This window comes from Paractinoplanes abujensis (assembly GCF_014204895.1).
In the GTDB taxonomy this organism is placed as follows: domain Bacteria; phylum Actinomycetota; class Actinomycetes; order Mycobacteriales; family Micromonosporaceae; genus Actinoplanes; species Actinoplanes abujensis.
This window is the reverse complement of record NZ_JACHMF010000001.1, coordinates 3157938-3171209: the sequence shown is the minus strand read 5'-3', so window position 1 is coordinate 3171209 and position 13272 is coordinate 3157938. Positions and strand designations below refer to the sequence as shown.

Below are 13272 nucleotides of genomic sequence, written 5' to 3'. Positions count from 1 at the left end.
GCACAATGACACGGGGCCCTGGGGGCGGGCAGGCTTCGCGCTAAGAAGTCGTCAGGCGAGGGGGAACCGTGGCACGTCGTGCGCAGATCGATGACCTGATGTCGGTGACTACGCCGGAGCAGCCCGCCCTGAGCCCGGACGGTGGACGGATCGCGTACGTGGTCCGGGCCAACGACGAGAAGGCCGATCGGGTCACCCGCAGTATCTGGCTGGCCGACGACGACGGCGCGCGGCGGCTCACGCGGGGGGCGGCCGACACGTCACCCGCCTGGTCGCCCGACGGGGCGCACCTCGCCTTCCTGCGTGGTGAGGACGGGCCGGCCCAGATCTGGCTGCTGCCCACCGCGGGGGGTGAGGCCGAGGCCGCCACCGACCTGCCCGCGGGTGCGGGCGCGCCGGTGTGGAGCCCGGACGGCACGAAAATCGCCTTCGCCGCGGCCGTCGCGACGACCGGGGCCGGGCGGGGCGACCCGATCGTCACCGAGCGTCTCGACTATCAGGCCGACGGCGCCGGCTGGCTGCGTGACTTGCGCAAGCACCTGTTCGTGCTCGACGTCGGCCGCCGTGAGCTGCGGCAGGTGACCGAGGGCGACTGGCACGCGGGTGACCCGGCCTGGTCGCCCGACTCGACCCGGCTCGCGTTCGCGGCGGCCACCGCGCCGGACGCCGACCTGGTGTTCCGTGCGCCCCTGCACGTCCTCGACGTCACCGACCTCAAGGCCCGCCCGGTCGTGGTGGGTCTGGCCGGCGGCGTGGCCGGTCCGTCGGTGTGGACGCCGCAGGGTGACGCGCTGGTGGTGGTCGGCTATCCGGGCGCTCCGCGGGGCCACGCGCGTCTGCTCCTGGTGCCGCTCGACGGCGGCCCGGTGCGTGACCTGGCCGCGGGCCTCGACCGCAACGTGATGCCGGGCGGGCCGGCGTACCCGGGCGCGGTGCCGCGGTTCGCCGGCGGCGAGGTGCTTTTCTGCGTACGGGACAAGGGTTGTTCGCATTTGTACGCGGTCGGCACCGACGGCGGTGAGCCCCGCCCGGTCGTGGCCGGCGCCGGACGAGTGGTGGCCGGCCTGTCCACGGCCGGTGACACCGCGGCGATCGTCCTGGCCACCCCCACCTCGTACGGGGAAATCGTCACGGTGAACACCGGGACGAACGCCGAAACGGTGCACACCGAACTCACGAACGACGAGATCGAGCTGTTCGTGCGCGAGGAGCGCGAGTTCACGATCTCGGACGGCACTGTCGTGCAGGGCTGGCTGCTGCGCGACCCCGAGGTCACCGGCGCCGGGCCGCTGCTGCTCGACATCCACGGCGGCCCGCACAACGCGTGGAACGGCGCCGCCGACGACATCCACCTGTATCACCAGCACCTGGTCGCCCGGGGCTGGACGGTGCTGCTGGTCAATCCGCGGGCCAGCGACGGCTACGGCGAGCAGTTCTTCAACGCCGCCCTGGGCGCGTGGGGCGAGGCCGACGCCCGCGACTTCCTCGAACCGCTCGATCAGCTGGTCGCCGAGGGCCTCGCCGACCCGGCGCGGCTGGCGGTGGCCGGGTACAGCTACGGCGGCTTCATGACCTGCTTTCTCACCGCCACCGACGGCCGGTTCGCCGCCGCCGTGGCCGGGGGAGTGGTCAGCGACCTGACCAGCATGGCCGGCTCGTCGGACGACGGGCATCTGCTGGCCGACATCGAGCTCGGCGGACGCCCGTGGGACGCGCCCGAACGGTACGCCGCGATGTCCCCGCTGACCCGGGTGGCCGACGTGACCACCCCGACGCTGATCATCCAGGGGGCGGCCGACCTGCGCTGCCCGGTCGGTCAGGCCCAGCAGTGGCACACCGCGCTGCGCGAGCGTGGCGTCCCGGCCGAGCTGGTGCTCTACCCGGAGGGCTCGCACCTGCTGATCGTGGAGGGCCCGCCGTCGCAGCGCGCCGACTTCAACCGGCGGATCGCCGAGTGGGTGCAGCGGCACACCGGCGCCGGGCGCAAGCCGCTGGACGCCGCGCACTGGCAGCGGCGCCTGAACGTGCTGGCCGAGCGGCACGGCGTGCCGGGGGCGGTGCTGGGCATCTCCAGAACGGACGAGCTGGTCGAGGCCGCGTACGGGGTGCTCAATGTCGAGACCGGCGTGGCCGTCACCACCGATTCGGTGTTCCAGATCGGTTCGATCAGCAAGGTCTGGACCGCCACCCTCGTGCAGCAACTGGTCGACGAGGGCAAGCTCAACCTGGACGCGCCGATCGCCGATGTGCTGCCCGAGCTGACCCTGGCCGACTCCGGTGTGGCGGCCAAGGTCACCATGCGGCATCTGCTCACCCACACCAGCGGCATCGACGGTGACGTCTTCACCGACACCGGACGCGGCGACGACTGCCTGGAGAAGTACGTCGACGGGCTCGCCGACGTCGCGCAGAACCACCCGCTCGGCGCCACCTGGTCGTACTGCAACTCCGGGTTCTCCCTGGCCGGCCGGGTGATCGAGAAGCTCACCGGCGGCACCTGGGACGCGGCCGTACGGGATCGGATCAGCACCCCGCTCGGCCTGCGCCGCACCGGCACCCTGCCCGAGGAGGCCCTGCTGCACCGGGCGGCCACCGGTCACGTGCCCGGCCCGCAGGTGGCGCCGGTCTGGATGCTGCCGCGCGCCCTCGGCCCGGCCGGTCTGATCAACTCGACGGCGGCCGATCTGCTGACGTTCGCGCGGATGCACCTGAACGGCGGCGGGGACGTGCTGAGCGCGGCCGGCACCGCCGCCATGGCCGAGGAGCAGGTCGAGCTGCCCGAGAAGTACACGCTGGGCGACTCCTGGGGGCTGGGCTGGATCCGGTTCGGCTGGGACGGGCACCGGCTGATCGGCCACGACGGCAACACCATCGGCCAGTCCGCGTTCCTGCGCCTGCTGCCCGATCAGGACCTGGCTGTGACCCTGCTGACCAACGGCGAGGGTGCCCGCGACCTCTACCAGGACCTGTTCGGTGAGATCTTCGCCGAGGTGGCCGGGGTGACCATGCCCCGGCCGTTGACGCCGCCGTCGCCGCCGGTCGCGGTTGACATCACGCCCCACCTGGGCACCTACGAGCGGGCCAGCACGCGCCTCGAGGTCCTGGAGGGTCCCACTCTGCGCATGACCCAGACCGGGCCGCTGGCCGAGCTCACCCCCGAGCCCGTGCACGAGCTGCCCCTGGTCGCCGTCAAGGACGACCTTTTCCTCGTACGGATGCCGCAGAGCGACACGTGGTTCCCGGTGTACTTCTACCGGCTGCCCACCGGCGAGCGTTACCTGCACCTGGGCGTGCGGGCGACCCCGAAGGTGAGCTGAGATGGACCTGCGCGAAATGCTGGCCGACCTGCGGGAGCTGGTGACCTGCGAGTCGCCCTCGGACGACCGGGCCGCCGTGGCCCGCAGCGCCGAGGTGCTGGCCGCGATCGGTCACCGCCGGCTCGGCGCGCACCCGGAGCGGATCGTGATCGACGGGCGTACCCACCTGCGGTGGCGTTTCGGCTACGGCCCGCCGCGGGTGCTGCTGCTGGGTCACCATGACACGGTGTGGCCGATCGGTTCCCTCGCGCACCACCCGTACGAGGTGACGGGTGAGACCCTGCGCGGGCCGGGCTGCTTCGACATGAAGGCGGGCGTGGTGCAGGCCCTGCACGCGGTGGCGGCACTCACGAACCGCGCGGGGGTGACCGTGCTGATCACCGGGGACGAGGAGCTGGGCTCGCCCACGTCGCGGGAGCTGATCGAGAAGGAGGCCGCCGGATGCGCGGCGGCCCTGGTGCTGGAGGGGGCGGCCGACGGGGGCGCCCTCAAGACCGAGCGCAAAGGCGTTTCCCTGTACGCCGTACGGGTGACCGGCCGGGCCGCGCACGCGGGCCTGGAACCCGAGGCCGGCGTCAACTCCACCGTGGAACTGGCCCACCAGGTGCTCGCCGTGCAGGCCCTGGCCGACCCAGCCCTGGGCACGACAGTGGTGCCGGCCCGGATGACCGCGGGCACCACCACCAACACCGTTCCCGCCCGGGGCGAGTTCGCCGTCGACGTGCGTGCCCGCACCACCGCCGAGCAGCGGCGCGTCGACGTGGCCCTGACCTCGCTGGCCCCGGTGCTGCCGGGTGCCCGGATCACGATCGAGGGCGGCCCCAACCGCCCGCCCCTGGAGGCCGCCGCGTCCGAAGCCCTCTACGCCCGGGCCGAGGCGGTCGCCGTGCGGCTCGGCCTGCCCCCGCTGGGCCGGGCCGCGGTCGGCGGCGCCTCGGACGGCAATTTCACCGCCGGCGCCGGCACGCCTACCCTGGACGGGCTCGGCGCGGTCGGCGGCGGCGCGCACGCCCCCGGCGAACACGTGGTCGTCGCCGAGATCCCGCGCCGGGCGGCGCTGGTCGCGGCGCTGGTGGGAGAGGTGACCGGCAGTGAGTGACCTGCTCAGCCCGACCCCGGCGGCCGACGCGGCGGCCCGGGCGGCCGGGGTCGAGATCCGTGTCCTGACCGAGCTGGCCGAGCTGCACGACGTGTGCCGGCTGTTCGACAGCATCTGGCGGTCCGACCCGGCCGACCCGCCGGTCACCCGTGACCTGCTGCGCGCCATGACCAAGGCCGGCAACTACGTGGCGGGGGCGTTCGACGCCGGCGGCATGGTCGGGGCCTGCATCGCCTTTTTCGGACCGCCCGGGCGCCGCGAGATGCACAGCCACATCGCCGGGGTCGGCCGGGCCGCGCACGGCCGGGGCATCGGCTACGCCCTCAAACTGCATCAGCGGGCCTGGGCGCTCGACCTGGGCGTGCACACCATCAGCTGGACCTTCGATCCGCTGGTCAGCCGTAACGCGTACTTCAACATGGTCAAACTGGGCGGTCGCCCGGTGCAGTATCTGCCGCACTTCTACGGCGCCATGACCGACGGCATCAACGGCGCCGACGACACCGACCGGCTGCTGATGCGCTGGGACCTGACCGCGCCGCACGGCCCGCTGCCGGCGCCGGACCTGACCGGGGCGGCCGTCGCCCTGGACCGCGGGCCCGACGGCGACCCGGTCCCGCGCCCCGTCACCGGCCGGACGGTGCTGGTCGCGGTGCCGTCCGACATCGAGTCGTTGCGCCGCACCGATGTGGCGTGTGCCCGGCGCTGGCGGGTCGCCGTACGGGAGGTGCTCGGTTCCCTGATCGACGGCGGGGCCCGGGTGACCGGCTTCGACCGGGCCGGCTGGTATGTGGTGGAGAGGGCAGACGCGTGAAACTGACCGGGATCGAGCTGCGCCGCATCAAGATGCCGCTGGTGGCGCCGTTCCGCACGTCGTTCGGCACCGAGACCGAGCGCGACGTCCTGCTGCTGCGGGCCGTCACCGACGAGGCCGAGGGGTGGGGCGAGTGCGTCGCGATGAGCGACCCCCTTTACTCCAGCGAATACGTCGAGGCCGCGGCCGACGTGCTGCGCCGCTACCTGGTGCCCGCGCTGGCCGCCCGCCGACCCGCCGCGGCCACCGCCGTCGCGCCGGCCCTGCACAGGTTCAAGGGTCACCGGATGGCCAAGGCCGCACTGGAGACCGCGGTGCTCGACGCCGAACTGCGCGCCGAGGGCCGCTCGTTCGCCCGCGAGCTGGGCGCCACCCGCGACCGGGTGCCGTGCGGGGTGTCGGTCGGCATCATGGACTCGATCCCCCAGCTGCTCGACGCGGTCGACGGCTACCTCGCGCAGGGCTACGTCCGGATCAAGCTGAAGATCGAGCCGGGCTGGGACGTCGAGCCCGTACGGGCGGTCCGCGAGCGCTTCGGTGACGATGTGCTGCTGCAGGTGGACGCGAACACGGCGTACACGGTGGGGCAGGCGCCGCTGCTGGCCGCGCTCGACCCGTTCGGCCTGCTGCTGATCGAGCAGCCGCTGGACGAGGAGGACGTGCTCGGTCACGTCGAGCTGTCCCGCCGCGTGCGGACCCCGATCTGCCTGGACGAGTCGATCGTGTCGGCCCGTGCCGCCGCCGACGCCATCCGGCTGGGCGCGTGCAGCATCGTCAACGTCAAACCGGGCCGGGTCGGCGGCTACCTCGAGGCCCGCCGCATCCACGACGTGTGTGTCGCCAACGGCATCCCCGTCTGGTGCGGCGGCATGCTCGAAACAGGCCTGGGCAGGGCGGCCAACGTGGCTTTGGCCGCCCTGCCCGGTTTCACCCTGCCCGGCGACACGTCGGGGTCGGACCGCTATTTCCGTACGGACGTCACCGCACCGTTCGTGCTCGAGGACGGCCACCTGCCCGTGCCGGCGGGGCCCGGCCTGGGCGTCGAGCCGATCCCCGAGATCCTCGCCGAGATCACCACGAGCATGGAGTGGCTGCCGCTCTAAGCTCCTGGCGAACCGGGGTATCGGGGCCGTCCGCGGGCTGGGTACGGTGAGCCGCATGGCGGACAACACACGGCCCTTGTTGCGTACGGTGGTCGGCCGGGTGCTGCGCCGTCATCGGCTGGAACAGCGCCGCACCCTGGCCGAGGTCGCCCGCGAGGCGAATGTGTCGGTGCAATATCTGTCGGAGGTCGAGCGCGGCCGCAAGGAGCCCAGCTCCGAGATTCTGGCCGCGGTCTGCGACGCCTTGCGGATCGAGTTGTCCGACCTGCTGGCCGAGGTCCGCTTCGACCTGGTCGGCCACGTCGCGCCCGTGCTGCGGCTGGCCCCCGTGGCTCCGCCGGCGCCGGGACGGTCCGGTGGCGTCATGATGCTCGCCGCCTGATCAGCTCGCGGCGCTCAACCGGTACGCCCGCTCCGGCCGTGCCGTGATCACCCGGTCGGCCAGGCCGTAGGCGACCGCCTCGGGCGCGGTCAACGCCATGCTCCGATCGGTGTCGGCGCGGATCTTCTCCACCGGGTGACCCGTGTGCCGGCCCAGGATCCGATCCATCTCGGCCCGCACCTTGGCCACCTCCTTGGCCTCCACCGCCAGGTCGGGCAGCGTGCCCCGGGCCTGGCTGGACGGCTGGTGCAGCGTCACCTTGGCGTGCGGCAGCACCGAGCGTTTGCCGGGTGTGCCCGCCGCCAGCAGGGCGGCGGCGGCCGACGCGGCCTGACCGACGCAGATCGTGGCGATGTCGCACCGGACGAAATGCATGGTGTCGTAGATGGCGGTCAGCGCGCTGAACGACCCTCCGGGCGAGTTGATGTAGAGCCCGATCTCCTGCTCACCGGCCGATTCGAGGTGGATCAGCTGGGCGATCACCACGTTGGCCACGCCGTCGTCGATCTCGGTGCCGAGGAAGATGATCCGGTCGGACAGCAGCCGCGAATAGATGTCGTACGCCCGTTCGCCGTTGGGAGTTTTCTCGACGACGGTGGGAATTGTGTACTGGCTCATGCGCTCAGCCCCATCGGCTGCCGGGTCATCTCGGGGCGCACGTCGTCCACGCTGTCCAGGACGTGATCGATCAGCCCGTACGCCCGGGCCTGTCCGGCGGTGAACCAGCGATCGCGGCGGCTGTCCCGTTCCACCACCTCGATCGGCTGCCCGGTGTGCTCGGCGGTCAGCCGCAGCAGTGTCGTACCCACCCGTTCCAGCTGGTCGGCGTAGATCTCCACGTCGGCCGCCGTGCCGCCGAACCCGGCCGAGCCCTGGTGCATCAGGATCTGCGCGTGCGGCAGGCTGAACCGCTTGCCCGGCGCGCCCGCCGTCAGCAGGAACTGGCCCATGCTGCCGGCCAGACCCAAGGCCAGCGTGCTGACCTCGTTGGGAATCAGCCGCATGGTGTCGTAGATGGCCAGCCCGGCGCTGACCGACCCGCCCGGCGAGTTGATGTAGAGGCTGATGACGGCCCGCGGGTCCTCGGCCGACAGCAGCAGCAACTGGCCGCACAGCCGGTTGGCGATCTGGTCGTCCACCTCCTGGCCCAGCACGACGATGCGCTGATGCAGCAGCCGCGCGGCCACCTGGTCGTCGATCGATCCGGCAATCGGTTGAGTCATGTGATCCCCTCGCTCTCTCGGGACCACCATGGGAGCCGTACGGGCCGGACACCAAGCCGATCTGCCGTCAGCAGACAGGCCGTCTGCTGTCAGCAGAAGCGCATGTCGGAGAGCTCCCGCATCGCCTCGTAGAGCCGGGCCTTGACCGCTTTCGGGGGCAGGCCGAGCACGTGGGCCGCCTCGGTGGTCGTGCGGCCGCGGAAGTAGGTGGCCACGAGGACTTCGCGATGCCGGGCCGGGAGGCGACGCAGCATCTGCTCCATCGGCGGGTCGGCGTATCGGGTCGGCATGCATCGCACTCTGGTCGGCCGCGCGGCTCAACTCCAGTGCGCATGTGCGGCGTAGTCGGCTGGTTACCGCTTCCTATCCTTGCGGGCATGCAGCTGACCGAGATGAGCGAGCTCGGGTTCCGGACGTCCGTGTCGGTCTTCCAGCGACCCGCCGGCGGGCTGCGCTGGGTGATCATCCCGACGATCCACATGGGGCACGCCGACTACTACTGGGCGATCTGGCAGCGGCTGCGGTCGTGCTCGGCGGTGATCGCCGAGATCTGGGACGGGCCGAGCTCGACCGGCATGACGTACGCCAATGCCATGCGCCTGGCCCGGCAGCGCGCCGCTCGTGACCTGGTGCCGCAGGACATCGACTACCGCGCCCTCGGCGTCCCGATCATCTTCCCGGATGCGTTCCTGGCCCCGGACGCGGACCCGGAACGCCGGATGTCCGTCGAGGAGCAGGTGCTGGCCCACCTGAGCACACCGTTCCTGGCCTGGCACATGGCCCGCGCCGGCGACTGGCTGGCCACCCAGGTGGACTGGAAGAACCTGCATGACCACACCGTGGTGCCGCGCGACGAGCTCGACGTTCAGCGCGAGGACGAACTGCTCCACGTGATGCACGAGATCGACACCGAGTTCGCGGCCGAGGACGCGGAGGTCGCGGTGGTCTTCGGGGCGCTGCACATCCCCATCGTTGTACGGGATCTGGCCCGGCTCGGTCATCGGGAGCGGCCGGGCACGCAGTGGCTGACCGCGATCGACTACGACGAGCCCGCGATCCTGCGCAAACCCAGCCTGGACGGGTGGATGGACTGGTGAGGTTCAGAGCCCGGCCGCGCTGTCGTACCGGCGGCGCAGCTCGGCCGTCTCGTCCTCGGTCAGTGCCTCCTTCTGCGCCAGATCCGCGTACTTCGCCGGGAACATCTCGCGCAGCCGGTCGACGTACTTGACCTCAGCGGTGGCCTCGACGACGCGGATGGCGGGCGGCTGCGCCGACAGGTCGAGAATCACCGGCCCGGCCAGCTTGACCGCCACGTCCCACGGCCGCTTGTCCTCGGCCACGCCGCACAGGTGAAAACCATAGATCTCCCGTACGTCGGTGAGCGCGCCCGCGTCCGGCGGCTCGTAGCCGTAGACGCGCACCCCGCAGACCACCTCGCCCGGCTGCCCGGTGTGACCCGCGTGGCTGTGCTGCTCCGGGCTCGACTGCTCCAGGATGTCGCGCATCCGGGCGGTGACCTGCGCCGGCACGTCCGGCGGATCCGCACACAGGACGGCGATCCCGCCCGCAACCGCGAGCAGGATCGCCGCCACTCCTACGTAACGCTTCATGCGGTGAAATTCACGTCGCTGCACCACATGTAGGCCTGGTCCAGGTGCGACGCCTGCCAGATCACGAAGAGCACGTGGTGCCCGGTGTAGCCGGAGGTGGAGATGTTGAACGAGATGTTCTGCGCCGGGGCGTACCGGCCGGTCTGCGTGATGAAGTCGAGGTTGCCCCAGCCCAGGCTCTGGGTGGCCGGGTTGAACCCCTGCTTGCTGACGTAGACGCGGAAGTAGTCGGCGCCGTGGCTGGCCTGGTCGTACAGCTGGACGGTGAAGTTGCGGGAGACGTTGGTCGTCTTCCAGGCCCCGGTCCGGTTGAGGCTGTCGTTGCGGGTCAGGCCGTTGCTGCAGAGCTGGCCGTCGGGCGTGCGGGCCTGGAACTGGCCGCCCAGGCCGTCGCGCAGGGCGCTCATCCAGTTCCACATGGTGTCGGGGTTGGCCTGGAACGCCTGCCAGCACATCGGATCCTGCTGCTGCATGGCCGGGTTGGTGTGCTGGCTGCCCCAGGACTTCCAGCACTGATAGGCCCGGCTGGCCGGGTTGATGATGGTGCCGTGGGCCTGGGCCGCGCCGCTGAAGGGAAGCAGGCCGGCCACGAGGGCGAGAAGCACGACCAGCACCCAGCGGGGACGAGGCGTCATGATCTGTCCTCCGTTCGTCGGGGATGGGGGGATAGGTGGGAGCGCTCCCAAGTGGAAGCATCGCAGCCCTCTGTCCGGATATCAACCCACGTCTATCTATTTGGCATCATCGAGCTGCTAGGGTTCGCCCATATACATCGCTGACGACTCGCGAACCTCGCCCCGCGTACGCCGCTTCCTCCGGCAACGCTCGCGACGCCTCCCGCACACGTCGGAAGAGGCCATCCGCTCCGCGGCCTCCGACCCGCGACTGATCGACGTCATGGTCGCCTTCGAGGACCGATACGGCGGCCTGTCCTACTCCGTCACCGGCGGCAACCCGATGGAGTACGGCCTGGAGGGCGACAATTCAGTCCTCGACACCCCGTACGGACCAGCCTTCCCCGGCATCGTTGACGGCTCCTGGACATGGGGCCTGGACGTGCTGGCCGACGGCCGCACCATCATGGGCCCCGGCCGGCTGCCGTACCGCGTCATCGACCGCTCCCTCGAGCAGCGGCTCGAGCGGCCCGCGATGCTCTTCGAGGTGCACACCTGGTTCCACCAGGTCTTCGAGTGCTTCACCCCGTCGGACGTGGGGCCGATCGCCGACGAAGCCGGTCTGCCGCCGCCCGTCCCGCAAGCGAGCGGGCCGGCCGAGGTGTGGTGGCGCGGACCGGACGTCGCCGTCCAAGCCGTGCTGGCCGGTTGGCCACCCGGGCGCGACCGCTGGGTCGTGCGCTACTTCGCCCGGCGCCCGTGGCAGGTCTTCGACGCCGCGCCGACGATCTACGCGGCGATGTGCCACGAGACGGTCCCGGCGTCGTGGTGCGGCTTGTGCGGCGAGCCGATCGCCGCGGGTTCGCCCTGCGTGCGCCGGTGACGGACATGGGGGCGGGGCCGGGGTGCGCCGATGACGGGCCGGGGTGGTGGCGGCAGTCGTGGGTGGCCGCGGTCACGTGCGCGGGCGGAACGGGGCCAGCGTGGCGCGGATCAGGTCGGCGGCGCCCCAGTCGTCGTCGAACTGAGCCAGGACGGCCAGGTGCTGGCGGAGCTGGATGATCGGCATGCGGGCCGGCCAGTCGTCGTCCAGGCCGGTCAGGTCGGCGTAGACGTCGAAGAAGCGCCGCGACTCGGGTGGCGGCGCCGTGGTCCAGAGGTGCGCCAGGTCGACCTCGGCCCACGTGTAGGACACCGCGGGGTCGATCAGCGCCGCTCGTCCGTCGGCGGTGGCCAGCACGTTCTGGGCCCACAGGTCGCCGTGGGTCAGGGTGGCCGGCCGCTGGGGCAGCAGCTCGGGGAGCCGGTCGCAGAGCCGTTCCAGCGCGGTCCGGTCGGCGGATCCGAGCGCGGCCCGCACGCGGGGCTCGGGGAGCCAGCGCAGCAGCCGGTGCTCGGCGAAGAAGGCGAAGCCGTCGCCGGCCCACGTGTTGACCTGCCGGCGGCGGCCCAGCCAGTTGTCGCGGTGCCATCCGAAGCGCGGGTGGCCGGTGCTCAGATGCAGGTGAGCGAGCGCGTGGGCGAACCGTTCCCAGAAGGCTTCGTCGCGCGGTCGCGGCTGCAGGAGCGACAACACGAGCAACTCGGGGCCGGCCACGAGCACGTCGGGGGTGGGCAGGCCGCCGAGCTCGCGCAGGACCGTCAGCCCCTCGGCCTCGGCGGCGAAGGCGTCCCCGTCCGGCGCTTCCGCGAAGGTTTTGACGAAGACCGGTGGCGCGTCGTCGCGGTGCGCTATGCCGGCCAGTGCGGCCAGCCCGCCGCTGACCGGCTCGACGGTGACGACGTCGCTGATTCCCGCGCGCGCCAGACGTTGCGCCAGCAGGGCGGCCGGAGTCATCGTTCAGCTCGGCTCGTGGCGGGCGCCGTGTCGTTCGACGAGGCCGTTGACTCCGCGCAGGAAGGTCTCGCTGATGGCCTCGGGGTCGAAGAGGCAGCCCGCGGCCATGGCGCCGTCGCGCAGCATGATGAAGTGCTGGGCGGCCGCTTCGGCCTCGTCCGGCTCGATCCGGGCCATCAGCTCGACGACCGTGTCGAGGAACCACTGCCGGTGCGCGAGCACCACCTGGTGCACCGGGCTCTGCGGGTCGGGGTATTCGGCCACGGCGTTGAGGAAGGCGCACCCGCGGAAGCCGGGCGAGCGAATGCCGTCGGCGATGCCGGCGGCGATGGCCCGGACGGCGTCGCCGGGTGACGAGGCGGCGGCCACGCCCGCGCTGACCTGGGCCCGGATGGCCTCGTCGGCGCCCTGCAGGTAGGCCACGACGAGGTCTTCCTTGCCGGGGAAGTGGCGGTAGAAGGTCGCCCGGGTCACGGCGGCCTCGTTGATGATGCGGTCGACGCCGATCGCGTGGATGCCCTCGGCGTAGAAGATCTTGCTCGCCGTGCCCAGGAGGCGGAGCCGGGCCTCGGAGGGCCGGGGTTCGGTCGTGGTGCGCGCCATACCCCCATGGTAACGACAGAACGTTCGTTCTTGACAAGGCGGGGCCGGACCGTCATCGTTAGTCGCGACAGAACGTTCGTTCTACCAAGGGACAGGGTATGACCACCATCGCCGCCCCCAGCGTCTCGACCACGGCCGCCGTGCTGCGCCGGCTGTACTTCGGCCGGTTCTTGTTCGCCATCGTCTGGGCCCTCGTGATGTTCACGACCGCCGACCACATCGGCCCGCTCGCCGCCACCCTGCTGGTGCTCTATCCGCTGGTCGACGTGGCCGCCGCCGTGATCGACGCGCGGGCCTCCCGCCGTACGGGGTCGCCGGTCCTGCTCTACGCCAACATCGCGGTCAGCTCGCTCACCGCGGTCGGCCTGGCCTTCGCCGCCGCTTCCGGCATCCCGGCCGTGCTGCGCGTGTGGGGCGCCTGGGCCGTCGTGGCCGGCCTGATCCAGCTCGTCGTGGGCGTCACCCGCCGCACGATGGGCGGCCAGTGGCCGATGATCCTCAGCGGCGGCATCTCGGTGCTGGCCGGCGGTTCCTTCATCGCCGCGGCCGGCGCGGCCGACCCGATGCTGACCAACGCGATCGGCTACGCCATCCCCGGCGCCGTCTTCTTCCTCATCTCGGCCATCCGCCTCGGCCGCGCCGCGAAGACCAGCTGACCTGACCACCGCTC

Annotated in this window: 14 protein-coding genes and 1 pseudogene; 8 read left to right on the top strand and 7 right to left on the bottom strand. The window is 71.9% G+C overall.

What is annotated here, in order from left to right:
* Positions 1–68 precede the first annotated feature (68 nt).
* The 5 genes and pseudogenes from BKA14_RS14335 to BKA14_RS14315 all read left to right on the top strand — a co-directional run.
* Complete coding sequence (locus BKA14_RS14335) at positions 69–3317, top strand: serine hydrolase (RefSeq protein WP_184951431.1); 3249 nt, start codon at positions 69–71, stop codon at positions 3315–3317.
* Between the two features lies 1 nt (position 3318).
* Positions 3319–4416, top strand: coding sequence for a M20 family metallopeptidase (locus tag BKA14_RS14330; RefSeq protein WP_184951430.1), 1098 nt, complete (start codon positions 3319–3321; stop codon positions 4414–4416).
* Positions 4409–5230: a GNAT family N-acetyltransferase gene (locus tag BKA14_RS14325; RefSeq protein ID WP_184951429.1), complete on the top strand. Its 822-nt coding sequence runs from the start codon at positions 4409–4411 to the stop codon at positions 5228–5230. Before BKA14_RS14330 ends, BKA14_RS14325 begins: the two co-directional genes overlap by 8 nt.
* Complete coding sequence (menC, locus tag BKA14_RS14320) at positions 5227–6333, top strand: o-succinylbenzoate synthase (protein ID WP_184951428.1); 1107 nt, start codon at positions 5227–5229, stop codon at positions 6331–6333. The genes BKA14_RS14325 and menC overlap by 4 nt, the downstream gene beginning before the upstream one ends.
* 55 nt (positions 6334–6388) lie before the next feature.
* Positions 6389–6625: pseudogene (locus BKA14_RS14315) on the top strand (helix-turn-helix domain-containing protein); the annotation flags it as partial.
* A gap of 90 nt (positions 6626–6715) precedes the next feature.
* On the opposite strand, the gene BKA14_RS14310 reads toward BKA14_RS14315, so the two are convergent.
* From BKA14_RS14310 to BKA14_RS14300, 3 genes are all read right to left on the bottom strand, one after another.
* Positions 6716–7333, bottom strand: coding sequence for a ClpP family protease (locus BKA14_RS14310; protein ID WP_184951426.1), 618 nt, complete (start codon positions 7331–7333; stop codon positions 6716–6718).
* Positions 7330–7938, bottom strand: a complete 609-nt coding sequence (locus BKA14_RS14305) for a ClpP family protease (protein WP_184951425.1) — start codon at positions 7936–7938, stop codon at positions 7330–7332. Before BKA14_RS14305 ends, BKA14_RS14310 begins: the two co-directional genes overlap by 4 nt.
* 89 nt (positions 7939–8027) lie before the next feature.
* On the bottom strand, positions 8028–8228 hold the full coding sequence (locus BKA14_RS14300) for a sigma factor-like helix-turn-helix DNA-binding protein (RefSeq protein ID WP_239093272.1): 201 nt from the start codon (positions 8226–8228) through the stop codon (positions 8028–8030).
* An 87-nt stretch (positions 8229–8315) separates the two neighbouring features.
* Here BKA14_RS14300 and BKA14_RS14295 point away from each other — a divergent pair, with 87 nt between their 5' ends.
* Complete coding sequence (locus BKA14_RS14295; RefSeq protein WP_184951424.1) at positions 8316–9035, top strand: hypothetical protein; 720 nt, start codon at positions 8316–8318, stop codon at positions 9033–9035.
* Between the two features lie 3 nt (positions 9036–9038).
* Here the strand turns inward: BKA14_RS14295 and BKA14_RS14290 are convergent, their stop codons facing one another.
* Together BKA14_RS14290 and BKA14_RS14285 are read right to left on the bottom strand one after the other, a co-directional pair.
* The gene (locus tag BKA14_RS14290; RefSeq protein WP_184951423.1) at positions 9039–9548 is read right to left on the bottom strand and encodes a hypothetical protein; all 510 of its coding nucleotides are present in this window, start codon (positions 9546–9548) and stop codon (positions 9039–9041) included.
* Positions 9545–10183, bottom strand: coding sequence for a lytic polysaccharide monooxygenase auxiliary activity family 9 protein (locus tag BKA14_RS14285; RefSeq protein WP_203722592.1), 639 nt, complete (start codon positions 10181–10183; stop codon positions 9545–9547). The genes BKA14_RS14290 and BKA14_RS14285 overlap by 4 nt, the downstream gene beginning before the upstream one ends.
* Positions 10184–10445: 262 nt before the next feature.
* On the opposite strand from BKA14_RS14285, the gene BKA14_RS14280 reads away from it, so the two are divergent.
* Complete coding sequence (locus BKA14_RS14280; RefSeq protein WP_184951422.1) at positions 10446–11045, top strand: hypothetical protein; 600 nt, start codon at positions 10446–10448, stop codon at positions 11043–11045.
* Positions 11046–11117: 72 nt separating this feature from the next.
* Here the strand turns inward: BKA14_RS14280 and BKA14_RS14275 are convergent, their stop codons facing one another.
* Both BKA14_RS14275 and BKA14_RS14270 read right to left on the bottom strand, forming a co-directional pair.
* Positions 11118–11999, bottom strand: a complete 882-nt coding sequence (locus BKA14_RS14275) for a fructosamine kinase family protein (RefSeq protein WP_184951421.1) — start codon at positions 11997–11999, stop codon at positions 11118–11120.
* Positions 12000–12002: 3 nt separating this feature from the next.
* Positions 12003–12602 (bottom strand): TetR/AcrR family transcriptional regulator, encoded by a 600-nt coding sequence (locus BKA14_RS14270; RefSeq protein ID WP_184951420.1) that lies wholly within the window; start codon positions 12600–12602, stop codon positions 12003–12005.
* A 98-nt stretch (positions 12603–12700) separates the two neighbouring features.
* Here BKA14_RS14270 and BKA14_RS14265 point away from each other — a divergent pair, with 98 nt between their 5' ends.
* Entirely contained in the window at positions 12701–13258 is a 558-nt protein-coding gene (locus tag BKA14_RS14265; protein ID WP_184951419.1) for a hypothetical protein, read from the top strand.
* Positions 13259–13272 lie beyond the last annotated feature (14 nt).